29 protein-coding genes are annotated in these 21,598 nt (G+C 54.4%); 11 read left to right on the forward strand and 18 right to left on the reverse strand.

What is annotated here, in order from left to right; genetic code table 11:
• From MVO87_RS00660 to acs, 4 genes are all read right to left on the reverse strand, one after another.
• A partial coding sequence (locus MVO87_RS00660) for a metallophosphoesterase family protein (RefSeq protein WP_297551859.1) occupies positions 1-353 on the reverse strand: 353 nt, incomplete at its 3' end.
• A gap of 32 nt (positions 354-385) precedes the next feature.
• Positions 386-1,174 (reverse strand): hypothetical protein, encoded by a 789-nt coding sequence (locus MVO87_RS00665; RefSeq protein ID WP_297512562.1) that lies wholly within the window; start codon positions 1,172-1,174, stop codon positions 386-388.
• A complete protein-coding gene (locus MVO87_RS00670) occupies positions 1,171-2,022 on the reverse strand; it encodes a hypothetical protein (protein WP_297512560.1) in 852 nt (283 codons plus the stop codon). Before MVO87_RS00670 ends, MVO87_RS00665 begins: the two co-directional genes overlap by 4 nt.
• Before the next feature lie 75 nt (positions 2,023-2,097).
• The gene (gene acs, locus MVO87_RS00675) at positions 2,098-3,489 is read right to left on the reverse strand and encodes an acetate--CoA ligase alpha subunit (protein ID WP_297551839.1); all 1,392 of its coding nucleotides are present in this window, start codon (positions 3,487-3,489) and stop codon (positions 2,098-2,100) included.
• Positions 3,490-3,711: 222 nt separating this feature from the next.
• Here acs and MVO87_RS00680 point away from each other — a divergent pair, with 222 nt between their 5' ends.
• Together MVO87_RS00680 and fen are read left to right on the forward strand one after the other, a co-directional pair.
• Positions 3,712-4,167 carry a phosphate-starvation-inducible PsiE family protein gene (locus MVO87_RS00680; RefSeq protein ID WP_297512556.1) on the forward strand — a complete coding sequence of 152 codons (456 nt, stop codon included), beginning with the start codon at positions 3,712-3,714 and terminating at the stop codon, positions 4,165-4,167.
• A gap of 98 nt (positions 4,168-4,265) precedes the next feature.
• The gene (gene fen, locus MVO87_RS00685; RefSeq protein WP_297512590.1) at positions 4,266-5,285 is read left to right on the forward strand and encodes a flap endonuclease-1; all 1,020 of its coding nucleotides are present in this window, start codon (positions 4,266-4,268) and stop codon (positions 5,283-5,285) included.
• Here fen and MVO87_RS00690 read toward each other — a convergent pair.
• From MVO87_RS00690 to MVO87_RS00720, 7 genes are all read right to left on the reverse strand, one after another.
• Positions 5,282-6,181 carry a transcription initiation factor IIB gene (locus MVO87_RS00690; protein ID WP_042690374.1) on the reverse strand — a complete coding sequence of 300 codons (900 nt, stop codon included), beginning with the start codon at positions 6,179-6,181 and terminating at the stop codon, positions 5,282-5,284. The genes fen and MVO87_RS00690 overlap by 4 nt on opposite strands.
• Before the next feature lie 22 nt (positions 6,182-6,203).
• Positions 6,204-6,497, reverse strand: coding sequence for a hypothetical protein (locus MVO87_RS00695; protein WP_042690371.1), 294 nt, complete (start codon positions 6,495-6,497; stop codon positions 6,204-6,206).
• A 14-nt stretch (positions 6,498-6,511) separates the two neighbouring features.
• Positions 6,512-6,850: a DNA-binding protein gene (locus tag MVO87_RS00700; protein ID WP_297514813.1), complete on the reverse strand. Its 339-nt coding sequence runs from the start codon at positions 6,848-6,850 to the stop codon at positions 6,512-6,514.
• Positions 6,851-6,923: 73 nt separating this feature from the next.
• Positions 6,924-7,376: a 30S ribosomal protein S19e gene (locus MVO87_RS00705; protein ID WP_015858810.1), complete on the reverse strand. Its 453-nt coding sequence runs from the start codon at positions 7,374-7,376 to the stop codon at positions 6,924-6,926.
• Between the two features lie 3 nt (positions 7,377-7,379).
• Positions 7,380-7,790 (reverse strand): YhbY family RNA-binding protein, encoded by a 411-nt coding sequence (locus MVO87_RS00710; protein ID WP_297551861.1) that lies wholly within the window; start codon positions 7,788-7,790, stop codon positions 7,380-7,382.
• A 58-nt stretch (positions 7,791-7,848) separates the two neighbouring features.
• A complete protein-coding gene (locus MVO87_RS00715) occupies positions 7,849-8,247 on the reverse strand; it encodes a type II toxin-antitoxin system VapC family toxin (RefSeq protein WP_297514818.1) in 399 nt (132 codons plus the stop codon).
• On the reverse strand, positions 8,244-8,492 hold the full coding sequence (locus MVO87_RS00720; RefSeq protein ID WP_297514843.1) for an AbrB/MazE/SpoVT family DNA-binding domain-containing protein: 249 nt from the start codon (positions 8,490-8,492) through the stop codon (positions 8,244-8,246). The genes MVO87_RS00715 and MVO87_RS00720 overlap by 4 nt, the downstream gene beginning before the upstream one ends.
• A gap of 78 nt (positions 8,493-8,570) precedes the next feature.
• On the opposite strand from MVO87_RS00720, the gene MVO87_RS00725 reads away from it, so the two are divergent.
• Positions 8,571-9,185: a DUF7411 family protein gene (locus MVO87_RS00725; RefSeq protein ID WP_297551863.1), complete on the forward strand. Its 615-nt coding sequence runs from the start codon at positions 8,571-8,573 to the stop codon at positions 9,183-9,185.
• On the opposite strand, the gene rpl18a is transcribed toward MVO87_RS00725, so the two are convergent.
• The 7 genes from rpl18a to MVO87_RS00760 form a co-directional block, all read right to left on the reverse strand.
• Entirely contained in the window at positions 9,169-9,402 is a 234-nt protein-coding gene (rpl18a, locus tag MVO87_RS00730) for a 50S ribosomal protein L18Ae (protein ID WP_297514820.1), read from the reverse strand. The genes MVO87_RS00725 and rpl18a overlap by 17 nt on opposite strands.
• Positions 9,403-9,447: 45 nt before the next feature.
• Complete coding sequence (locus MVO87_RS00735) at positions 9,448-10,134, reverse strand: translation initiation factor IF-6 (RefSeq protein WP_297514823.1); 687 nt, start codon at positions 10,132-10,134, stop codon at positions 9,448-9,450.
• 27 nt (positions 10,135-10,161) lie between these two features.
• A complete protein-coding gene (locus MVO87_RS00740; protein ID WP_297514826.1) occupies positions 10,162-10,434 on the reverse strand; it encodes a 50S ribosomal protein L31e in 273 nt (90 codons plus the stop codon).
• Positions 10,435-10,444: 10 nt separating this feature from the next.
• Complete coding sequence (locus MVO87_RS00745; protein ID WP_042690350.1) at positions 10,445-10,600, reverse strand: 50S ribosomal protein L39e; 156 nt, start codon at positions 10,598-10,600, stop codon at positions 10,445-10,447.
• 80 nt (positions 10,601-10,680) lie between these two features.
• The gene (locus MVO87_RS00750) at positions 10,681-12,084 is read right to left on the reverse strand and encodes a DUF3858 domain-containing protein (RefSeq protein WP_297551840.1); all 1,404 of its coding nucleotides are present in this window, start codon (positions 12,082-12,084) and stop codon (positions 10,681-10,683) included.
• An 80-nt stretch (positions 12,085-12,164) separates the two neighbouring features.
• Positions 12,165-13,451, reverse strand: a complete 1,287-nt coding sequence (locus MVO87_RS00755; RefSeq protein ID WP_297514834.1) for a dicarboxylate/amino acid:cation symporter — start codon at positions 13,449-13,451, stop codon at positions 12,165-12,167.
• 125 nt (positions 13,452-13,576) lie between these two features.
• Positions 13,577-14,290, reverse strand: coding sequence for a biotin--[acetyl-CoA-carboxylase] ligase (locus MVO87_RS00760; RefSeq protein ID WP_297551841.1), 714 nt, complete (start codon positions 14,288-14,290; stop codon positions 13,577-13,579).
• Between the two features lie 93 nt (positions 14,291-14,383).
• Between MVO87_RS00760 and fba the strand changes: the two genes are divergently transcribed.
• The 8 genes from fba (at position 14,384) to MVO87_RS00800 (ending at position 21,591) form a co-directional block, all read left to right on the forward strand.
• Positions 14,384-15,229 carry a class I fructose-bisphosphate aldolase gene (gene fba, locus MVO87_RS00765; protein WP_297512688.1) on the forward strand — a complete coding sequence of 282 codons (846 nt, stop codon included), beginning with the start codon at positions 14,384-14,386 and terminating at the stop codon, positions 15,227-15,229.
• 86 nt (positions 15,230-15,315) lie between these two features.
• The gene (locus MVO87_RS00770; RefSeq protein WP_297551865.1) at positions 15,316-17,097 is read left to right on the forward strand and encodes a pyruvate/oxaloacetate carboxyltransferase; all 1,782 of its coding nucleotides are present in this window, start codon (positions 15,316-15,318) and stop codon (positions 17,095-17,097) included.
• A gap of 171 nt (positions 17,098-17,268) precedes the next feature.
• The gene (locus MVO87_RS00775) at positions 17,269-19,002 is read left to right on the forward strand and encodes a carbon starvation CstA family protein (protein ID WP_297551842.1); all 1,734 of its coding nucleotides are present in this window, start codon (positions 17,269-17,271) and stop codon (positions 19,000-19,002) included.
• Between the two features lie 40 nt (positions 19,003-19,042).
• On the forward strand, positions 19,043-19,324 hold the full coding sequence (locus MVO87_RS00780) for a DUF7990 family protein (RefSeq protein ID WP_015858559.1): 282 nt from the start codon (positions 19,043-19,045) through the stop codon (positions 19,322-19,324).
• A 9-nt stretch (positions 19,325-19,333) separates the two neighbouring features.
• Positions 19,334-19,615, forward strand: coding sequence for a DUF7990 family protein (locus tag MVO87_RS00785; protein ID WP_015858560.1), 282 nt, complete (start codon positions 19,334-19,336; stop codon positions 19,613-19,615).
• 10 nt (positions 19,616-19,625) lie between these two features.
• Positions 19,626-20,636 carry an ArsA family ATPase gene (locus tag MVO87_RS00790; RefSeq protein WP_297551867.1) on the forward strand — a complete coding sequence of 337 codons (1,011 nt, stop codon included), beginning with the start codon at positions 19,626-19,628 and terminating at the stop codon, positions 20,634-20,636.
• A complete protein-coding gene (locus tag MVO87_RS00795) occupies positions 20,614-20,916 on the forward strand; it encodes an iron-sulfur cluster assembly protein (protein WP_297551869.1) in 303 nt (100 codons plus the stop codon). Before MVO87_RS00790 ends, MVO87_RS00795 begins: the two co-directional genes overlap by 23 nt.
• Before the next feature lie 18 nt (positions 20,917-20,934).
• Entirely contained in the window at positions 20,935-21,591 is a 657-nt protein-coding gene (locus tag MVO87_RS00800; RefSeq protein ID WP_297551845.1) for a hypothetical protein, read from the forward strand.
• The last annotated feature ends 7 nt before the right edge of the window (positions 21,592-21,598 follow it).

The raw sequence follows: 21,598 nt of genomic DNA on the forward strand, positions 1-21,598 counted from the left end.
AGGTAACTCCTACCCGTGTCGTCAGTGAAGATTTGCCTCACTGGAAGTCGCCTGAGGAACTCAAGGTTCTCGACTGTCATGACGCGCTGGTGCCACCTTACGGCCTGCCTCGCGTAGGGGTTGAAGCTCCAGTCCGCGCCGAAGGCTATGGCGTTGTCGTGGTTTCCTCTGACGCAGAGAAAGGTTCTTTTCTCCATTTGCTTCCGCACAAACTCAACGACCTCGTTTGGGCTTGCCCCGTAGCCGACCAGGTCACCCATGCAGAGAATCGCATCGGCGTAATCTATCTCCTCCCACACGGCTTCGAGGGCTTCAAAGTTCGAGTGGATGTCACTGATGAGCGCTATGATCAAGGTCATCACCAAATGAAAATGGGAGAATGGACTTAAAACTTCATCCCGTAGGTGAAGAGGGCGATGCCCGCGAGCATGAGGCCGAGCCCAAGGGGAAGCTGGTACTCCGGGGAGCCGCTGGCCCTGCAGGCCTCAACAATTTCCCGGTAGTGCTCGGTGCAGTTCTTGAACTCAAAGTACGCGTCCGGGTCATCGTAGACCACGAAACTGGAGACCTTTGCTCCTGAAAACACCCGGATTCCGGCGAGGGTGCGGGAATAGAGAATATCATCCGTTTGGAGTGTTCCATTGGCGTAGCTTGCTTTCACTTCGTTGAATGCGGGGACGTAGAAGATGTTGAACCAGTCGCTAACGTTGGCTCCTATCAGCCCGGAAGTCTCGATGTAAAACGCACTGAGCCCGAGGGAGTAGTTATCAAGGAAGACGAAGTAATTGCCATCGTAAGTGAGGTTTGGAGGGGCAACGTTCGAAAAGTACGTGCCAACCGCGTGGAGCGTCAGGTTTCCCCTGCATCCGGGAACGTAAAAAACGTCAAAGTACCGCATAGTATCCGCAACGTAGATAGAACCCTCCCTGCGGAACAAGACATGGCCGTTCTCGGAAATTACCTCGTAGACGTCCTTGTCACAGGGGCCCTCAAAGGCAAGGACGTAAGCATGCACGTCCTCCCCGTTTTTTATGTGATAACTCGAAAGCTCGAGTACGGGAAAGACCGCCCGACAGGCTATACCCGAGCAGTTGGGAACGTGATACGTCAATACAAGCAGTGTGCCCAGGAGAAAAACGATTGCCCCCATTTCCTTCAACGTCCTGCCTTTCATCGTTCCCTCCTCCCAATCAGGAACATTGATACCCCGACCATTACGAGGAATGCACCCCTCCATCCAATGGAGTGCCTGGTTTCGCATTGCTCAGAGCTACCACCATCGTAGAGGGCCAGCGAGGCAAACAGAAAACCCTTCTCAATCCTCACGGAGGCTGAGTTATCAGCGGGGACCCTGTGAAAGTACCATTTCGTGGTGCCGTTGGACCTGACGTTAACCCTGATGAGAACGCTGGACCCGTTGAGAACTTCCTTAATTTCAAGCGAAACGGGTGTTCCGGGTATTTCATCGTCAATTGAAGGAAACTCCACCAACTCATTTCCCAGAACCACGGTGAAGTTCTCCTGCCCAATAACTTCGAGGACGCCCTTGGGTTTAGTTATTTCGAGATGGAAACCCCTCCCCACGGGGTATTCGGTCGTGGTAACGTACAGAAAGCCCCTGGGGGTTGGCACGAACTCAGGGACATCACAGGCAATAGCCGTGTACGGATTCTGCCAGTAAACCCTTGCAGTTCCGTTTCCCAGCTCCTTAATCCTGAGCATCTCAAAGGGGCAGGTCAGGTTAAGCGGATAGTAGAGCCCGTTCCTCCGCACGTAGACATCAGAACACCCCGATTCAGGGTCTAACACAGTTACGTTCGGCCTGTCAAGGGGAAGCCCAACGGCCAGGACATAACCCCCGACGAATCCACCGTTGGTTACGTTTATGATTTTTACCTCCATGACCGTTGTTGCGGGGCTCACCGAACAGCCCGCAGTCGTTCCGGAAGTGTAGTCCCATGTGGCCAGAAGCAGGCCCGCGAGAACGAGAACGGCGCCGAGTATGAGAGGACCGGACTTCATGCAATCCCCCTGAGAAATTGCACTGAGGCTCCTAAAAACTTTTTGTAGTAAAGTTGAAATGAAGAGGGTAAAAAATCACCCCTGCTTGGCCTTCCACCTGCTCCAGCGGTAGAGCGCCGCGAGGGCCTTGATAGCGCGCTCGGGCTCGGGGTAGGCAGGTATGCCCTCCTCGTTGAGCCTGTCAATTGCTTCCTTGGCCTCGATTCCGCCGACGATGGCAACGACGAGGGGCTTCTTCCTTCCGCTGGCGTTGTACTCGCGGATGACTATGTCTGCCAAATCCCTCGGGTCAAGAACTGCAGTCTGGCAGTAGAGGACCGCTATACTGTGCATCTCCGGGTGTGCGAGGGCGTCTCTAATGGCTCCCTCATAGCTCTCCGCCCCGGCCATGCCGGTCAGGTCAACCGGGTTCTTGTAGGAACCGAAGGGAGGCATGTGGTTGGCGAAGACCTTGAGCTCCTCAAGGTTGTCGTAGAGGTGCAGACCGGCTTCCTCAGCTGCATCTGTGGCCATGACGCCTATTCCACCGCCGTTGGTTAGTATGACGAGGTTCTCTCCCTCGGGCTCGGGGAGGTTGCTGAGGGTTCTCGCGTAGTCGAAGGCCTCGCCGATTGTGTAAGCCCTTATGACTCCTGCCTGCTTGAACGCTGCATCATAAACCTTGTCGCTTCCCGCGAGTGAGCCGGTGTGGGAAGCTGCAGCCTTGGCACCGCGCTCGCTCCTTCCGGCCTTGATGATGACTATCGGCTTGACCTTGCTGACCTCCTTCGCGGTTTCCATGAACTTTCTTCCGTCCTTGACGCCCTCCATGTAGATGAGTATGGCCTTGGTGTTCTCATCCTCCTTGAAGAACTCAAGTAAATCGGCATCGTCTATGTCGCTCTTGTTTCCAACGCTAACGACAGCTGAGAGGCCGACCTTCTCAAGGATAGTCCAGCCCATGAGGGCTATTCCAAGCGCTCCGCTCTGGCTGATGAGCGCGAGCGGACCCGGAAGGACGTCGGTCGGTCCGAAGGTGGCGTTGAGCTTCTCGGGCGTGTAGACGACGCCGAAGATGTTCGGGCCGAGGATTCTCATGCCGTACTTCCTGGCGGTCTCAACGAGCTGCTGCTCAATTTTCTTGCCCTCCTCTCCGAGCTCGCCGAAACCGGAACTTATAATCGGGAGAACCTTGACACCCTTCTTTCCGCACTCCTCAACGACCTGCGGGACGAACTTGGCAGGAACGACTATAACGGCCATGTCAACCTCGTCGGGAACCTCAAGAATGCTCTTGTAGGACTTGAAAACGCGGTTGCCAATCTTAATCTCAACGCCCTTGATGTTGACGGGGTATATTTTGCCCTCGTAGCCGTACTCCACGAGGTTCTTCATAATCGCGTACCCTATCTTACCCGGCTTCTCGGAGGCGCCTATCACGGCGATGCTCTTCGGCCTGAAAAGGGCTTCGATGTTCGGGTCAACCATTTTTATCACCTCGGATGACATTTACACGTTTACGTCTGTAAAAGGCAGTTAAAACCTTTCCCTTCTCTTTTTGCCGATATCAGACTCGACGGACGTTAAAACACCTGAAGTTCCCAACTGATGTTTCAAAATTCTCGGCGGGGATTTCTTAGGCTTTCAAAGAACCCTTAGGTTTGCCGAAAAGTTTTTAGCGAATGGGCCTAGGATTGGTTGGGTGTGTAAATGGGAAGGAAGCACCATGACGTCGGCATCGTTGAGAACCTCCTCCTGAAGTGGCTCAGCGTGCTCTTTGACATGGTTGTCATAGGCCTTGCAACCATAACTATGGGTTACGTCGTTTACCTGATGTTCAACCTAATCACCGAGAGCTTCCACGCCTTCAACATCGAGGAAATCCTGCACCAGATAGTTCTCGTTGTAATCTTCCTTGAAATCTTCGAACTGCTCACCATGTACGTCAAGGAGCACCACGTCAGCATGAGGAACGTCGTCGAGCTCGGCGTTCTGGCGATGGTAAGGAAGATTATAATAACCCTAGACTACAACCAGCTCGGCTGGCAGACCCTCTTTGGGATGGCAGCCCTGATATTTGTGATGGGCTGGATTTATGTGCAGGAGAGGCAGAGGAGAACAAGGCACGAGGAGTTCCTCATCACCCATGGAATCAAGAAAGTTTAGCCGATGACGACCCTTCCCCTCCCTGAGATGTGATGATAACCCGGTAGGCCGAGGCAAACCCTAAATACTCCTTTCCCCACTTTTCTTTGGTGGTGAAGGTGGGAGTCCAAATCGGCGAGCTGATTCCAAGGAATGAAATCGAGCTGGAGAGGCTTTACGGGAAGAAAGTGGCTATAGATGCATTCAACGCCATGTACCAGTTCCTCTCGACCATAAGACAGCGCGACGGGACGCCCCTAATGGATTCGAAGGGCAGGATAACTTCTCACCTGAGCGGGTTCTTCTACAGGACGATTAACCTGATGGAGGCCGGCATAAAGCCTGCCTACGTTTTCGATGGTGAGCCACCTGCTTTCAAGAGGAGAGAGCTTGAGAAGAGGCGTGAAGCCAGAGAGGAGGCCGAGGAGAAGTGGCATGAGGCCCTTGAGAGGGGCGACATAGAGGAGGCCAAGAAGTACGCGATGAGGGCGACGAGGCTCAACCAGACCCTCATAGAGGACGCCAAGAAACTGCTTGAGCTGATGGGCGTCCCCGTCGTCCAGGCCCCGAGCGAGGGCGAGGCCCAAGCTGCCTATATGGCCTCCAAGAAGGATGTCTACGCCTCCGCGAGCCAGGACTACGACAGCCTTCTCTTCGGGGCACCGAGGCTCGTCAGGAACCTCACGATAACCGGAAGGAGAAAGCTCCCTGGCAAGAACGTCTACGTTGAGGTTAAGCCAGAGCTGATAATTCTCGAAGAGGTTCTCAAAGAGCTTGGCGTAGACAGGGAGAAGCTCATTGAGCTGGCAATTCTCGTTGGAACAGATTACAACCCGGGTGGAATCAAGGGAATCGGACCCAAGAAGGCCCTGACGATAGTCAAGCGCTCGAAGGACCCTCTGAAGAAGTACCAGAAGGAGAGTGACGTTGATTTGTACGCGATAAAGGAGTTTTTCCTGAATCCGCCGGTCACGGATGAGTATGAGCTCAAGTGGCGCGAGCCTGACGAGGAAGGAATCCTAAGATTTCTCTGCGATGAGCACGACTTCAGCGAGGAGCGCGTTAAGAACGGCCTCGAAAGGCTGAAGAAAGCAGTAAAGGCAGGAAAACAGAGAACGCTCGAGAGCTGGTTCCGCTAAAGCGGTATCTTGAGGTTCAGCTTGTCAACGAGCTCCTTGTAGCGGTTCCTTACCGTGACCTCTGTGACGCGAGCGACCTCCGCAACCTCCCTCTGCGTCCTTTTCTCCCCTTCGAGCAGTCCCGCTATGTAGAGCGCCGCCGCGACCAGGCCGGCCGGGCTCTTTCCGCTCGTGAGGCCCTTCTCGTAGGCCTCCTCGAGTATCTGGATTGCTCTCCGCCTCACCTTCTCGCTCAGTCCGAGCTCGTCGGCGAACTTGTTCACGTAATCGGTCGGTTTAACGAAGAGCTTCTTCGGGGTGAGGTTGAGGTGCCTCGCTATGAAGCGGAAGCTCCTTCCGATTTCCTTCTTGTCAACGCGCGATATGTCGGCTATCTCGTCGAGCGTTCTGGGAACCTTTAAAAGTCGGCAGGCTGCATAAACGCAGGCCGCTATGACGGCCTCTATCGAGCGACCCCTTATGAGGCCCTTTCTCACTGCTTCTCTGTAGAGCCTTGCTGCCTCTTCCTCCACGTGCCTCGGGAGCTTGAGCTGGCTCGCTATCCTGTCGAGCTCGCTGAGCGCGAAAGCTAAGTTCCTCTCGGCGGCGTCGCTGACCCTTAAGCGGCTCTGCCACTTCCTGAGGCGGTACATCTTCTCCCTCATCAAGCCGGTGAGGGAACGGTCTATTCCTATGTCGGTCGAGAGACCCTTATCGTGGAGGAGTATGCTCTCCGGCGCTCCAACGCGCGCCCTCTTCTCCCTCTGGCTGGGGTCAAAGGCTCTCCACTCGGGACCCTCATCGACGACGTTTTCCTCGATGACGTAACCGCAAACCTTACAGACTATTTCACCCCTGCTGGGGTCGTAGATGAACTCGGTAGAGCCACAGACGGGACACACTCTCTTCCCGCTCACTCAAACACCCCCGGCCGGCGGGCTATTTTGCAAGCCCCTTATAAACCTTAACTTTTGGAAAGACGAACTTCAACAGCCAGAGCAGGTCCTCCTTCTGGAAGGTTATCCTCTCCAAAACCCGGACGTCCCAGTCGTCCTCAACTATGTTGGCGTAAATCCAGAGGAAAACGGGGTTCTCCTCACTACCCACGTGCCGGTTCTTGTAGAGGACGTCCGCCGTGCCGTCCTCGTTTTTCCTCACGGAGACGACCTTCCAGGTGTCGAGACTGACCTCTCCCTTTTCGTCGAGAATCTTCACTATCTCCCGCGCGTCCATCAATGCACCGTCCGCTACCACTTAATCCTGAACTCCCTTCTCGTCCTCGCGTCAATCTGGGCCAGTATCTTCTTCAACTTGGCATCGTCTATCGGTTCCCTTATCTGGCCGGCTTGATAGAGCTGAACGAGGACGAGCTCAACCTGTCTCGCGAGTTCTGGTCTAACGAGCTTAACGCGACCGAGCCTCTCCCTCGCGTCAGGAGTCAGGATTTTCCTCATTATGGCATCGAGCTGGGCCTGGAGCTCCATCTCCTGCTTTATTGCCTCCTCCTGGGCCTTCTGCTGTTCAAGGTACTTCTTCTGGAGCTCCATGAGCTTGCGCTTCCTAATCTCCTCAATATCCTCGGCCATGCCCCTCACCTCCGGTTCAGGCTCAGAAGCGGGAGTTAAAAAGGTATTGGGTGGGATGTGAGAAAAGGGGAGCTCAGTACTTCTTGAGCTCCGGAATCTGCTCCTCGAGCTCCTTCTTGAGCTCGGTAGCAATCTTGTCAAGGAAGCTCTGGCCCTTCGGGGTTATGACCCTTCCCTCTCCCGGAACCTTCTGGACGAAGCCAGCCGCCTCAAGCTGCTGGAGGGCCTTCCTGATTATGCTTCCGCCAGCCTTGTAGAAGTGCTCCGGGGCGTGTCCGCGGTTCTTCCTGCCTCCATACCAAGTCCTGAGCCTCTCGATTCCGACGGGGCCGTCGATGTAGACCTTTCTGAGTATGCTGGCAACCCTGTAGTACCACCAGTCCTCCTGCTCGGGAAGCCTCTCCTTGTGTCTTCCGGTCTTGACGAAGGGCGCCCACTCCGGGGGCTTTATCTCCTCAATCTCCTTGAGCTTCTGGGCGACCCTCTCGACGAGCAGGTCACCGGGAACGTCATAGACAGTCGCCATCTTTCAATCCCTCCCCTTTCTAAACTTCTTCCTGAAGTTAGCGATGTCGAGCCTGACTTTACGGACGGGCTTCTCCCGCCTCTCAGCCGACGCCTTTCTTTCAAGGCGCCTTAAATACCTTTCCCAGCCTTCCCTCGGTTTGAACAATATAAACCTTTTGCCCCTGACGTCTATCAGCTCGCTATCGGTGAGCTCGGCTACCTTCTCCGCTATGGTCTTCCTGTCCATTCCGGTCGAGATGAGCGCTCCCTTCCTTATCTCAACCTTAAGGACACCGTCCTTCTCAAGCTGGGTGTTTATCTCCTCAATCACGCTCTCGGCGAGACCCTTCTTACCAATCCACGCTCGCGGTTCGATATCGTAGTATCTCGCGCGGAGCGACCTTCTCACCTTACCTGGTAAGCGCTTCTCCATCTCTCTCACCTCTTAACCTCTCGCCCGAAAGGGCCTTAAAAAGGTTGGCCTTTTAAAGCTATTTACCGAACCTCTTCATCGCTTCCGCAGGTGTTATCACGTCGGGCAACCAGGCAAAGTGCCTTTTGTTGTAGGTGACGAGTGGGGCGTTGAGCTTGAGGGCTAGGGCGCCTATCATGTAATCCCTCGCGTTCTTTGAGAAGTCCCAGCGACCGATGGCGCTTTTTGAGGCTATCTTGGCCGACTCAACGTCAAAGGCCACCACATCAATCCCTACAGTCCAGAGAAGGGTCTCAAAGTTTTCCAATGCAATTTGAAAGTCGCCCGTCTTCTTGGCGAGGTGGTACAGGTACTCCGTGTAAACCACGGTGTTTATGACCGGTTTGAGATGCGAGGATTTCAGCCACTTTAGGAACTTCCAGTTGTTGAAGACGTTTGTATCAAGGACGACTCTCATTCTTCCTCCCCCAGCTCCTTCAGAGAGCGTGCAATTCCCCTGGCGAGTCCCTTTCTTACTTCTTCAACTGTTTCGTCCACATCTTTCATAACCTCGGCCATCTCTCGCAGGAAATCATCGAGGGGCTTTATCACGTAGCCCTCCTTTGTCCTCACGAAAACCACCTCATCCCCTGCCTTTATTCCAAGCGCTTCCCTAACCTCCTTGGGTATCGTGACCTGGTATTTCTTCGTGACGACTGGCATTACCTTCACCAAAAGAGTATTACCCTCAACCCTTAATAACCCCTGCGGTCGCTAATAAGCCCGGGAAAGGTGATGAGGATGAAGGTTCACCACTTATACTCGGGCGGAAAGGACTCAAGCCTGGCCGCGTGGATTCTAAGCCAGCTCGGCTACGAGGTCGAGCTCGTAACGGTCACCTTCGGCCTGCTCGACAACTGGAGGTACGCGAGGGAGACCGCTGAAAGGCTCGGCTTTCCCCATCGAGTTCTGGAGCTTCCCCGTGAAATCCTCGAAAAAGCAGGGGAGATGGCCATAAGCGACGGCCACCCGAACAACGCGATACAGTTCATCCACGAGAGGGCTTTGGAGGCCTTAGCGTCCCTTCCCGAAGTAGAAAGGGTGAGCGATGGAACCCGGAGGGACGACAGGGTTCCGCTCCTCGATTTGCCTAAAGCGAGGTCACTGGAGGACAGGTTTGGCGTTGCCTACATAAGGCCCCTCCTCGGCCTCGGCTACAAGACGATACGCGAGCTGACAGAGAAGCTCTTCATCGTGGAAATCAGGGAAAGCGAAGAGCTACAAAAGGCTGACTACGAAGTTGAACTGAGGTATCTCCTCAGGGAGAAGGGCATAGACCCGCTCGAAATATTCCCCAAGAGGCATTACCAGTCGAGGGTTTTGGGGTGGAAAAGAGAAATCAGAGCTCAAGGCTGAGCCTTCTGACTATCGGGTTCTCGGCCTCTTCGGGGCTTATCTCCTCGATGCTTTCAATCCATATCTTGGTCCTCGGAACGCGGTGCTTGCTCCCTATCTCGGAGTAGACGAGCTCCTCCACGTGCTCTGGCTTGAGGGCGCGGTACTCCTTGGTGAAGGGCTGCTTGAGCTTACCCCTCTGGAAGATTCCCTTAACGCGGTAGACCTTGACCTCCATTTCCATCCCTCCTTCAGCGGGCCTTTGAAGGCGAACTTTTAAGCTTTATCCGAGGAAGCCCAAAGCTTCTTCAATCTTCACTATCTCCGGACCCGTCGTCAGGTGTCCGACGACGACGCCGTGCGAGTTGGCTATCATGCACGAGCCGACGAAGGGAACGCCCATGTTGGCGGTTCCGACGTAGACGTCAACCTTGAAGAGGTCGCTCAACCACTCAAGCTCCTCGTCGGTCGCCTCGGGATGCACGAGACCGCCTTTGTTCGTGACGACGCCAACGCTTCCAACCGCTGTATAGTCTGCGATAACCCCCCTCTCAACGGGGACACCGAGTATGTCCTCAATCTTCCTCGCTTCTTCCCTCGTGAAGTCCTTGCTAACTAAAGCGCCCTTGTCGTTGGCAAGAATCAGGTTTCCGAAGGCGGTGAGCCTGCTCTGGAAGGGAACGACCTCCATGTCAATTCCGTACTCCCTGAGCTGGGCGTTTATGAAGTCGAGCTCGGCATCCCAGATGTACCAGGGGACTATCAGGGCGTTGGAGTTGCCAGCAACGAATATGCCGACGATACGCGACTTCATGACGCTCGTCTCAATGAGCGGGACCTTCAGAACTTCCCTGAGGACCTCCAGCTTCTTCTCGCCGAGGCCCTCTCTAATCACCGCTACCCTGTCGGTGGCGAAGCCGTAAACGCCGAGGTATGGGGAGTTTTCAAAATCGAGCCTCTCGATGTGCATCTCTTCACCTCTAAAAAGTGGTTAAAATCAGGCCAGAGAGACCTTCGCAACCCTCTTGCCGTCAACTACCTCGACGACGACCTTAACGCGGAGCTTGTTGGGTGGCTTCTCAGCCCCGCGCTCCCAGAGCTTCTCGTTGACGGCCGGGTCGAGCTTGACCTCCTCGGCCTTGGCGTGTCTCGCTATCCACTCGCGGACGAAGCGAGCCGCTCTCGGGGCCCTCTTCCAGCGCGGAATGCGCTTCTTTATCTTCCTGATGGGAACGACGAATATGACTTCCTGACCGGGTTCAATCGGCATTTACATCACCTCACTCCTTGAGTTTGGTTCTCCTCCAGTGCCTCCTCTTCGGGTGGGTGAGAACCTTTCTGTTCGTCTTAACGATAACCCAGACGGGAACGCGCCTGTTCTGCTTGTTAGCCTTCGCGAGCCTGAGCTTCTTTGCGAGTGGCTTGTTCCTTGACATGGTCACACCTCCCCTCACAATGCCTGTTGATGCTTTGGGAATGCGTTTTTAAGCTTTTTCGTGTGGGAAAGAAAAGAGGGTCAGCGCCTCTTCCTGAGGAGGAGTGGCAGAACGGCGAGGCCAACTATAAGGGCCGGTCCGCAGATGCCGTTTCCTTCTTCGGCTTTGACAACGTATTTGAACTCGACGTTGTCGGGAACTTGGGCCATAAGAGCCTTGTAAGCATCGGCTGGAACGCCGTAGCGGATGTACACGTTGCTCTCTATGAGAACCTCATGGTCGTTGAGCTTGGTTACCTTCATTACGACGCTGCCTGCCGTTGTTTTGACCTCTATGCTCTTGGGGAGTGAAACGAACTCGTAGCCTTCGGGGAGCTTAATCCTGGTAACCTTCGTCTCATTGATGGCCGCGTTGAGTCTGTACGGAAAGCTCATGTTTCCGAGTTCAAGCTTCGGGTCGTAGTCGTAGATGTATGTGTCGTTGACCTTGCTCACGAACCCCTGAAGAACCCAGTGGTATTTCACAACCAACGGCCCCGTTGAGTTAACGTTGAGTATTGAGACGTTGCCGGAGATGACCTTTATGCCTTTGCTCTGGAACATCTGGGCGTATCTCTGGTAAAGACTCTGCTCTGCCTGCTGAAGTCCATGGTAGGCGAACTGGACTTTTATATAGTTAATGTATGCCTCCGGCTTGACGTACTCCTCAACGGTGTCGAGGATTGTTTTGTCGCCCTCGACGGTTATGTTGTTGTATATCCTCATCTCCCATGTGGTGTAGTTCTCCACACCGGCTTTTCCCGTGTACTTAATCATGACCGGCTCAAGCCTGGCGTACAGAACCTTTAGGTCATCCTTTGTAACCCCCTTCTTAAGGTAGATAATTGAGTGGGCCGTAACGGTGTCCCCGGTCACGTTGACGTCCAGCTGGATGTAACTGCCGTTGGACTCAACTTTGAAGCCCCTGGTCACGTTTTCAATCTTGGCTCCTGGGGGAAGGTGCACTGTGAAGTAATTCTCAAGGTACATCGAGCCGTTAACTGCCGTCGGGTCAATCCTCGAGAGGTCCGCTATGCGTAGGGCATCGAGTGAAATCTCCCAGGCGCTGTCGTAGGAGTAGTAGCGCGCAAAGTTGGGGATGGTGCCGTTTATCACAGTCACGAGGGGCCCGGTTGTGTTGTATCCTATGATTTCAGCCGTTGGGTTTTCCAGGGTAAGACCGAGCTGTGAGAGGGCCTGCTGTTCCTGGCTGATGAACAACTGCGTCGCGTTTTCGAGCCCCATTTTAAGTATGCTCTCCTTGGTCTGGTTCAGCATCTCTTCGGGACTGTAAAATATCGTCTTCAGAGTTACATTGGCACTTCCGTCCCATGAAACCCAGTACTCGTTCTCCTGAACTTCTTTGTAGTCGTTGGACGCTGAAACTCCTCCCGCGATAATTCCGACGAGCAGAAGAGCCACTGCCAAAAATCCAAACTTCCTCATGTAACTTTACCTCCAGTTGTCCTGGCCTTAAAAACGGGAGAGGGTATATTAAGTTTGCCCAAAATTAAAGGAGGGAAGAATCAGTCGCGCCACTTGCTCTCGTCGAGCTCTCCCTCGGTCTTGGCAACTATGGTAGTTCCCGCGAGGTCTCCAGTAACGTTGACCATCGTCCTGCCCATATCGAGTATCGCGTCAATGCCGAGAATCATCGCATAGGCCAGGGCAACCGGACTTCCCGCGGTGAGGTCGAGGCCGACGCTCTGAAGAACCATCGCGAGCATTATTGCGCCCGCCCCTGGAACTCCTGCCGTTCCTATCGAAGCCAGCACGGCAGTGAGGACAACTATCAACTGCTGGCTCAGCGTGAGCGGGTGACCGATGGCGTTGGCAACGAAGAGCACGGTTACGCCCTGATAGAGGGCAGTTCCGTCCATGTTTATCGTCGCCCCGAGGGGTAGGGTGAAGGAGTAAATTCCCCTGTCAACTCCCATCTCCTCGTCTGCTACGCGCATGGTCACTGGTAGGGTTCCGCTCGAGCTCCTCGTGACGAAAGCGGTAAGCATGGCGTCCTTCGCCTTCTTGATGAACTTAATTGGGTCAATTCCGAAGACCTTGAGCAGGATGAAGTAGGTTATGACAATCTGCAGGAAGAGGCCGAGGTAAACCGCGAGTACGACCTTTGCAAGAGGGCCGACGACCTTCAACCCTTCCTTGGCCATGACGTAGGCTATCAGCGCGAAGACACCTATCGGCGCGTACTGCATGACACCGCCGACGATGAGGTACATCGCCTCGGCCAGGCCGTCGAAGACCCTCAGCAGGGTTTCCGCCGACTTTCTGACGCGCTCCTCCTGCCTGTTCATGAGGTAGGTTATCGCTATTCCAAGGACTATGGCGAAGAATATCGTTTGGAGGACCGCACCGTTTGAGAGGGAGGCAAACGGGTTCGTCGGCACTATGTTGAGGAGCGTCTGGACGAGGGAGGGGCTTTTAGCTTCAATCGCCTTGCCCGTTCCCGAGCCGAGGTGGACGTTTGCTCCGACGTTGAAGAGCCTGCCGACGATGAGGCCGAAGAGCACCGCCATAGCGGAGGTAGCGAGGTAATATACGATTATCTTGAGGCCAACGCGACCGAGGCGGGCGGGGCTTATGCTCGCCGCACCGACGACGAGCGATGCAAGTATAATCGGCATCACGAGCATCTTCAGCAGTCTGACGAACAGGTCACCGAAGGGTTTGATGTACGTTGCTACAAAGCTCGTCCAGCCGAAGTGGCCCGCTATCAGTCCGAAGACCGCACCCAAAATCAAACCGTAGAGTATCTTCCAGAGCACCGGATAGTCGAGGTACTTCCTCAGTAGCCCCATCTTTTCACCTCCGACCAAAAGTTGTTAGCATACCTGAATGCCAAACCAAAAGTACATGAAAAATAGAACCTTTTTTAACTTTTTCAGAAAAAATTTGTCAAAAAGACAATTCAGGAACGGAAGACTTAAAAGACGCGGAGCGAAACGTCCCCGTAGAAAACCCTCTCAACGCCGTTCTTTGTCTCCACGAGAAGTGCGCCTGAGTCGTCTATGTCGAGGGCCCTTCCCTCAACGAGCACCTCGTCCCCCTCAACAACCATCACGTGCCGTCCAATCACTGCGCTCTTTCTCCTCACCGCGTCAAGGATTTCGTAGTGTCTGCCCCTCTTGAAGAGGCTGTACCAGTACGATAGAGCCCTCAGAACGTTACTCAGGACGTCATCAAGGTTCAGCTCAAAGCCCGTGAGTTCCCTCATCGAGACGGCCTTATCGAGCAACTCCTCGGGAACTTCGTTGTTCACGTTCAGTCCTATCCCGAGAAGGGCGAAATGGTTGAACTTGCACTCACTGAGGACTCCAGCTATCTTCTTTCCATCAACGAGAACATCGTTTGGCCACTTTACCTCCGCGGGAATGCCGTACTTGGCGAGGGCATCTACCACCGCAAGCGCCCCAACGAAGACCAGCTTTGGGACGTGCTCAGGGCTGGACTTCGGCTTCAGAATCGCCGTCATCCAGAGGCCTCCCTCAGGGGAGGCCCATCTCCTTCCATTCCTCCCACGTCCGGCCGTCTGTCTCTTCGCCACCACCACAGTCCCTTCGGGGGCCGTTGGGGCTATCCTCCTGGCGTACTCGTTGGTCGAGTCGACCTCATCGAGCGTTATGATGTTCCACTCCATTTCTTATCCCTCCCCTCTTTCTCAACCCCTTTTATACAGTTTCCGGGGAAAACCTTAAATTCTTCTTCAAATATATCACTCACGGTGATGTAAATGGATGCGTACCAGAGCGTCGGTATTAGGAGAAGGCTCAGGCGGTTTTTCAGGAGGGATGGGAGGGCGTTAATCTTCGCAATGGACCACGGCTTCGAGCACGGGCCGACCGATTTTGAGGAGCACTGGGAGCACGTTAACCCGAGGGTAATCCTCCGCAAGGTCGTCAGAGCGGGAATAGACGGCGTGATGATGCTCCCAGGAATCGCGAGGATTGCCGGCGACGAGGTCAAGCCCAACGTCGGTTTGATGATAAAGCTTACCAGCAAGACAAACCTCCGCCCGAAGGATGAACAGCTCCTCCAGAGCCAGCTGGGCTACGTTGAAGACGCCATAAAGCTCGGCGCCGATGCGATAGCTGCGACCGTCTACTGGGGCTCGCCTCAGGAGGACGTTATGATGCGCCAGTTCGCGGAGATAGCGAGCTACGCCCACGACCTCGGCTTCCCGGTTGTGCAGTTCGCCTATCCGCGCGGACCGTACATAAACGAGAAGTACGGCAGGAAGGAGGACTACCGCGTCGTCATGTACGGGGCGAGAGCTGCGGCAGAGAGTGGCGCGGACATGATAAAGACCTACTGGACCGGCTCAAAGGAGACCTTTGCAAAGGTCGTCGATGCAGCAGCTGGCGTTCCCGTCCTGCTGAGCGGTGGGGCAAAGAAGGAAAATCCAGTTGACTTCTTGAAGGTGGTTTGGGAGGTCATCGAGGCCGGTGGCTCTGGAGCCGTCGTCGGTAGGAACATCTTCCAGCGCGAGAACCCGGAGCCCTTCATAAAGGCCCTTCTTCGCGTTGTCCACAGAAACGAGGACCCGGAGGAGGCGGCTAAGGCAGAGGGCCTGCTCTGATTTCGACAGCTGTCTAACTCTTCTTCTTTCTCCGTCGTAAGGCTTTTAAAGGCTCCGCTTCTGTGGGCATTAAAAGGGTGAAGAAAATGGCAAAGGTTGACATAATTGACACAACCTTTAGGGACGCTCACCAGTCACTAATAGCCACCAGACTAACGACTGATGATATGCTGAAGATAGCGGAGACCATGGACAGGATAGGCTTCTATTCAATGGAGGTCTGGGGTGGAGCGACCTTCGACGTCTGCATACGCTACCTTAAGGAAGACCCGTGGGAGAGGCTCCGCCTCCTCAGGGAGCACATAAGGAAGACGAAGCTCCAGATGTTGCTGAGGGGCCAGAACGTGGTCGGCTATAAGCACTATCCCGACGATGTTGTAGAGAAGTTCGTCGAGCTGGCCCACAGGAACGGAATAGACATATTCAGGATTTTCGACGCCCTCAACGACGTCCGCAACATGGAGGTCGCGATAAGGAAGGCCAAGGAAGTCGGGGCGGAGGTTCAGGGGGCGATAGCCTACACAACCGGCAAAGTCTTCACGCTGGAGTACTACATGAAGAAGGTCGAGGAGCTCCTAAAGCTTGACGTCGACGTCATAACGATTAAGGACATGGCCGGTCTGCTTACTCCCTGGAAGGCCTACGAGCTGGTCAGCGAGATAAAGGAAACCTACGGCGTCCCCGTTAACGTCCACACCCACTCGACGACCGGAATGGCAGTGGCCGTCTATCTGAAGGCTGTTGAGGCGGGTGCCGATTACATAGACACTGCGATAAGCCCGCTCGCCTTCGGAACGGCTCAACCAGGAATCCAGACGATATGGCACGCCCTTCCCGAAGCGGTCGGGAGCCACCTCGACAGGGAGCTGATCCACAGGGTCTCCCGCTACCTGAAGAAACTGCTCGAGGAGAAGTACTGGGGACTGCTCCACAAGGAGACGCTCATGGTGAACCCCTACGTCCTCAAGTACCAGGTTCCCGGCGGGATGTTCTCTAACCTCATCGCCCAGCTCAAGGAGATGAACGCCCTCGACAGACTCGATGAGGTCCTCGAGGAGATTCCCCGCGTTAGAGAAGACCTCGGCTGGCCCCCGCTCGTGACGCCGACGAGCCAGATAGTTGGAACTCAGGCGGTTCTCAACGTCCTCTTCGGGCGGTACAAGCAGATAACGCAACAGGTTAAAGACTACATCAGGGGCCTCTACGGAAGGCCTCCAGCGGAGATAAACCCCGAGCTCAAAAGGCTCGTCCTCGGCGACGAGGAGCCGATAAAGGAGAGGCCGGGGAGCCTGCTCAAGCCCCAGCTTGAGGAGTGCAGGAGAAAGCTCGAGGAGCTCGGCTACCTCCACAAGGAGGAGGACGTTCTAACCTACTGCCTCTTCCCGGAGGTTGCCCTCGAGTTCTTCAGGGCGAGGGCTGAGGGGAGGGTGAAGGTCGAGCTTCCAAAGACGGCATCGAAGGTCAAGGTTTACGTCAACGGCGTCGAGTTCGAGGTCGGCATCGAAGGTGTTGATTTGAGCGCTCTCAAGTACCTGTCGAGGGTCCAGGGAATTACCCCCGCTCAGACCGGTTCCCCTGAGCCTGTGCAGGTTTCGGCTCCTGCTCCTGTGAGTGCTCCGACTCCTGCCTCTACTCCAGCTCCTGCGAGTGCTTCGCCCAACACCGTTACGGCTCCAATGCCGGGTAAGATTCTTAGGGTCCTCGTGAAGGAGGGGCAGGAGGTTAAGGCAGGCCAGGGTTTGCTTGTGCTTGAGGCTATGAAGATGGAGAACGAAATTCCCGCTCCGAAAGACGGTGTTGTTAAGAAAATCTACGTGAAAGAAGGCGACGCCGTAAACACCGGCGACCCACTGGTCGAGCTTGAATAGCCTTGATGGCCCTAAATGGTTTAAACCTAAAATATGAATTTGAATTTTTTTCATTTTGGATAATTCCTCCAATTTTAAGTTAAAAGTCGAAATTCTTTCAGCCTATTGCCGAAAGACATTTAAGTAGACAAAGTGTACGTTAATGTGCAAAATCTAATAGGGGGTGCAGAGATGAACTCGGCTGTTGTAATCCTGATAGCCGCCGCCATATACGTCAGCATGTACTACACCTACGGTAAAAGCCTGCAGAACAAGGTCGTCAAGGCCGATCCCAACAGGCCAACTCCAGCACACAGGCTCTACGATGGCGTTGACTACGTTCCGGCGCACCCGCTCGTCCTCTATGGACACCACTTCGCTTCAATAGCAGGGGCTGGGCCAATAGTCGGTCCGGCGGTGGCAATGGCCTGGGGATGGCTTCCGGGACTTCTTTGGGTCTGGTTCGGAAACGTCTTCATCGGTGCGGTTCACGACTATCTGGCACTGATGTCATCGGTTCGCTACGATGGAAGATCCATCCAGTGGATTGCAGGAAAGCTCATGAGCAAGAGGACGGGAGTTGCGTTTGAGCTTTACATCTGGTTCGCCCTGCTCCTCGTCGTGGCGGCATTCACTTCGGTCATAGCGGGCATCTTCACCAAGACCCCGGAGGCAGCGACTGCAGCACTGCTCTTCCTTGTATCAGCGGTAATCGTTGGATACCTGATGTACAAGACAAGCCTTCACTTCGCAGGGGCTACGGCAATAGGACTTATCCTCGTGGCCCTCTCAGTGTGGCTCGGCTTCAAGTTCCCGATTCAAGCCACATACCACCAGTGGGCCCTGTTCCTGCTCGTATACATCATCGTTGCAGCGTCCCTTCCAGTGTGGGTACTATTGCAGCCCAGGGACTACCTCAACGCCTACATTCTGTGGTTCGGCCTCATCCTTGGTGGCCTCGCGTTCATCCTGATTGGGAGCAAGGGAACGTTCACGGCCCCAGCCTACACCAGCTGGAGCGCCCACGTCGTCGGCGGAAAACCCTCGCCATTCTGGCCCACTATACCGCTGGTCATCGCGTGTGGGGCTTTGAGCGGATTCCACTCTATCGTCGGTTCGGGAACTTCGTCAAAGCAGCTTGACAACGAGCTCCACGGTCTGCTCGTTGGCTATGGTGGAATGTTCACCGAGGGCTTCCTGTCAACGATTGTCATAGCCTCGATAGCAGTCTACGGAATCAAGGTCTTCGCCGACGCTGGAATCGACATAAACGCGTCCAACTGGGCGGCCATCTATGCCCCCAAGGTTGCCAAGGAGATAGGCAAGGTTACTATCTTTGCCAAGAGCTACGCCTACGGTCTCAACGACGCCTTTGGAGTACCTCTTAAGACGGGAACTGTCTTCGCCAGCCTCTGGGTCTCGGCCTTTGCCCTGACGTCCCTCGATACAGCCACGAGGCTCGGTCGCTTCGCCTGGCAGGAAGTCTTTGGAATGGTCGTTGACACCAGCGAGGGAATCTGGAAGATAATCACCAACAAGTGGGTAGCTTCTGCCGTAATCGCAGTTCTCGGCGTGATACTCGCGTGGGGCAACCAGTGGCTCATCCTCTGGCCGGCCTTCAGCGGCATGAACCAGATGCTCGCGAGCATTGCAATGATGACCGCTGCCCTCTGGGTCACCAAGGTTCAGAGGGCTGGCAAGTGGAGCTGGGCCGTCCTTATTCCAGCACTCTTCCTGTGGATTACAGTGACCCTCGCCCTTGGGTGGTTCCTCGTGGTGGTGGTTCCAGGAATAAGCGATGCCTTCACCAAGTACTCGGTCGGACTGATAACCCTAATCGGCCTGCTCCTGAACCTCCTGCTGGCCTGGGACTTCTACGTTGCCTGGCAGAAGCCAGCAGAGGAGTACGAGGTAGCGAAGGCCTGAAGAGCTTTCTCCCTTTATTTCTTTACCGGAGGAAAAAGGAATGGATGTAAGAAAACTTCTCTACTGGATTTCAACCCCAGTTAGAGTCCTGTGGGAGTTCCACAAGGGTTTTCAGCTGTATTACCTTCAGGGGATTAAATGGGAGGAAGAGGAGCTGGAGAACATCTTCGCGCTCATACTCTTTGGTGACTACATAGGCCTTCCACACCCTCCAACCGATTTAACCTACCGCCTGTTGCCCTACGTCGTGAGGGAGCTATACGTGATGCAGGAGAAGAGCACGAAGGATATTTCCCTTAAGACCGGCTGGATAGGTGTATGAGGTGGGAGTATGGTAAAGAAGGTTATCGAGGACGTAAAAGCCTTTCTCAGGGGTTTTGGAGAGGCATTTAAGCATCAGTCAACCGAATACATAGAGTTCGAGGAGAGGGAGCTTGAGAACGTCTTCGCGCTGATTCTAATGGGGTCATTCATAGGGATTCCAAGTCCACCAACCACGCTCGTGGTGAGGCTCATGCCTCACATGGTCAGGGAGATATACGTGATGCAACAAAGGGCCGTTAACCTCGATGACATCTTCGGGGAAATAGCGGGGATGTTTGACATCGACTGAGGTGGTGAAGATGAAGGACTTCCTCCTTCCAAAGAAGGGGTTCAGGACGATTTTCGTCATAGGAAAGGGTGGTGTCGGAAAAACAACAACAAGCGCCGCCCTCGCAACGGCACTCGCGAAGAGGGGATACAAGACGCTGATAGTTTCCCTCGACCCGGCCCACAACCTGGGAGACGTCTTCATGATGAAGCTAAGCGACGAGCCAAAAGAGCTCGCAGAGAACCTCTACGCAAGTGAACTCGACATGGAGAAGCTGATACAGAGCTATCTGAAGCACCTCGAAACGAACCTCAAGAACATGTACAAGTACTTGACGGTGATAAACCTTGAGAAGTACTTCGAAGTCCTGAGATTCTCTCCAGGAATAGAGGAGTACGCCACCCTCGAGGCCATAAGGAACATCCTCGGCAGGGGTGAGGAGTGGGACATAATAGTCTTCGATACGCCGCCCACTGGCCTGACCCTTCGCGTTTTGGCCCTGCCGAGGATTTCACTCATCTGGGCGGACAAGCTGATAGAGATAAGGCGGAAAATCCTCGAACGGAGACGCATGATAGCCAAGATACAGGGCGAGCAAAAGTTCCAGATTGAGGGACAGGAGTTCGTCCTTCCGAAGGAGGAGGAAGAGGACCCCGTTATGAGGGAGTTAAAGAGCTATCGCGAGGAGATAAAGTTCGTTGAGGACGTCATAACGGACCCAGACAAGACGTCTGTTGTAGCGGTCATGAACCCCGAAATGCTCCCCCTTTACGAGACCGAGAGGGCCTATGAAAGCCTTAGGAAGTTCAAGGTTCCCTTCAACATGGTTATTGTCAACAAGGTCATAACCGTGGGGCGGGAGATTCCCGAGATAAGAGTAAAGCTTGAGGCGCAGAGGAAGGTGCTCGAGGAAATTCCCAAGAAGTTCCCGAACGTCGAGATAATAAAAGTCCCCATGTTCCCGAGGGAGCCGAGGGGCCTTGAGGAGCTTGAGAAACTCGGAGGTATGATACTTGAAGGTGGGAAGGAGGGAGATACTTGAACTCCTGAAGAGCGTCAAGAACCCCTTCACGGACATGGACATCGTCAACGAGGGGCTGGTAACGAAGGTCGAAATAGACGAAGTTGAAAACAAGGTCAGGATATACGTTGCCTTCGCGAGGCACACCCCACCGCATCCGTTTGTAATGGCCGTGAACTGGCCCCTTCAGGCGAAGATAGTTAGGGACATGGTAAAGGTTTTAGAGGACAAGGTGGGATACCTTGAAATACTCGATGACACAACCCTTCAGAGGTACTACCCTCTGAACAATGAGGAATGATAAAATGGGGGTTGAAGAATGGAGCTTACATCCGGTTTGTTGCTGGCGATAATGGTGCTCGCTGCTGTTTCATCGATTCAGTTTTACAAGGGGAGAAAGCTGAATCTGCAACTTATGCAGCACTACCTCCGCTCGATTGAGGAAGTGGTGAAGCCCGAGGACAAGGACTACGTGTGGCTCGGCGGCTACATCGGCTTCAGGGCGAGCTATAAGGTGAACCGCGACAACCTAAGGAAGTTCGAATACACGCTAACGCTCCTCCCGAGGCACAGCATCCTTTACTTCCCGATAGCGCTCCTTACGAGCAGACACGACAAGATTTACTTCGTAATCAGGCCCTTCGCCGAGATTAGGCGCGAGGCACACCTCATCCAGAAGGGCTACTACAGGCTAAAACCGAAAATCGAAAACGAGGACTTTCTCCAGAGGGACACCATTGAAATAGCCGGTAAAGAGTACGAGGTCCTCTTCGAAAAGAGGAGGGACGTTGAAAAGCTCAAGGAGCTCGTCGAGAACCTTTCCAGGCCCCACAACGTCAAGCACGTCTCCCTGACGCCGAAAACCAACGTCTTCTACGTTTTCATGAAACCCGAGCCCGACACTATAGGGGAAGACGTCGAAAGGCTTGTCCGCTTCACCAACGAGAAGCTCAGGGAGAGTCCGTTTTCCTCCTAAGCTCTTT

Source organism: Thermococcus sp. (genome assembly GCF_027063845.1).
Classification (GTDB): domain Archaea; phylum Methanobacteriota_B; class Thermococci; order Thermococcales; family Thermococcaceae; genus Thermococcus.

Coding starts and splice junctions, on each gene's coding strand:
- acs (WP_297551839.1), bottom strand. CDS start 3,489: ATGGTTGACCCGAACATCGAAGCCCTTTTCAGGCCGAAGAGCATCGCC.
- rpl18a (WP_297514820.1), bottom strand. CDS start 9,402: ATGGAGGTCAAGGTCTACCGCGTTAAGGGAATCTTCCAGAGGGGTAAG.
- MVO87_RS00715 (WP_297514818.1), bottom strand. CDS start 8,247: ATGAGAGTCGTCCTTGATACAAACGTCTTCAACAACTGGAAGTTCCTA.
- fba (WP_297512688.1), top strand. CDS start 14,384: ATGGATGCGTACCAGAGCGTCGGTATTAGGAGAAGGCTCAGGCGGTTT.
- MVO87_RS00735 (WP_297514823.1), bottom strand. CDS start 10,134: ATGCACATCGAGAGGCTCGATTTTGAAAACTCCCCATACCTCGGCGTT.
- MVO87_RS00705 (WP_015858810.1), bottom strand. CDS start 7,376: ATGGCGACTGTCTATGACGTTCCCGGTGACCTGCTCGTCGAGAGGGTC.
- MVO87_RS00720 (WP_297514843.1), bottom strand. CDS start 8,492: ATGCCAGTCGTCACGAAGAAATACCAGGTCACGATACCCAAGGAGGTT.
- MVO87_RS00780 (WP_015858559.1), top strand. CDS start 19,043: ATGGATGTAAGAAAACTTCTCTACTGGATTTCAACCCCAGTTAGAGTC.
- MVO87_RS00680 (WP_297512556.1), top strand. CDS start 3,712: ATGGGAAGGAAGCACCATGACGTCGGCATCGTTGAGAACCTCCTCCTG.
- MVO87_RS00710 (WP_297551861.1), bottom strand. CDS start 7,790: ATGGAGAAGCGCTTACCAGGTAAGGTGAGAAGGTCGCTCCGCGCGAGA.
- MVO87_RS00725 (WP_297551863.1), top strand. CDS start 8,571: ATGAAGGTTCACCACTTATACTCGGGCGGAAAGGACTCAAGCCTGGCC.
- MVO87_RS00665 (WP_297512562.1), bottom strand. CDS start 1,174: ATGAAAGGCAGGACGTTGAAGGAAATGGGGGCAATCGTTTTTCTCCTG.
- MVO87_RS00750 (WP_297551840.1), bottom strand. CDS start 12,084: ATGAGGAAGTTTGGATTTTTGGCAGTGGCTCTTCTGCTCGTCGGAATT.
- MVO87_RS00800 (WP_297551845.1), top strand. CDS start 20,935: ATGGAGCTTACATCCGGTTTGTTGCTGGCGATAATGGTGCTCGCTGCT.
- MVO87_RS00785 (WP_015858560.1), top strand. CDS start 19,334: ATGGTAAAGAAGGTTATCGAGGACGTAAAAGCCTTTCTCAGGGGTTTT.
- MVO87_RS00740 (WP_297514826.1), bottom strand. CDS start 10,434: ATGCCGATTGAACCCGGTCAGGAAGTCATATTCGTCGTTCCCATCAGG.
- MVO87_RS00760 (WP_297551841.1), bottom strand. CDS start 14,290: ATGGAGTGGAACATCATAACGCTCGATGAGGTCGACTCGACCAACGAG.
- MVO87_RS00775 (WP_297551842.1), top strand. CDS start 17,269: ATGAACTCGGCTGTTGTAATCCTGATAGCCGCCGCCATATACGTCAGC.
- MVO87_RS00770 (WP_297551865.1), top strand. CDS start 15,316: ATGGCAAAGGTTGACATAATTGACACAACCTTTAGGGACGCTCACCAG.
- MVO87_RS00790 (WP_297551867.1), top strand. CDS start 19,626: ATGAAGGACTTCCTCCTTCCAAAGAAGGGGTTCAGGACGATTTTCGTC.
- MVO87_RS00700 (WP_297514813.1), bottom strand. CDS start 6,850: ATGGCCGAGGATATTGAGGAGATTAGGAAGCGCAAGCTCATGGAGCTC.
- MVO87_RS00745 (WP_042690350.1), bottom strand. CDS start 10,600: ATGTCAAGGAACAAGCCACTCGCAAAGAAGCTCAGGCTCGCGAAGGCT.
- MVO87_RS00695 (WP_042690371.1), bottom strand. CDS start 6,497: ATGGACGCGCGGGAGATAGTGAAGATTCTCGACGAAAAGGGAGAGGTC.
- MVO87_RS00670 (WP_297512560.1), bottom strand. CDS start 2,022: ATGAAGTCCGGTCCTCTCATACTCGGCGCCGTTCTCGTTCTCGCGGGC.
- MVO87_RS00755 (WP_297514834.1), bottom strand. CDS start 13,451: ATGGGGCTACTGAGGAAGTACCTCGACTATCCGGTGCTCTGGAAGATA.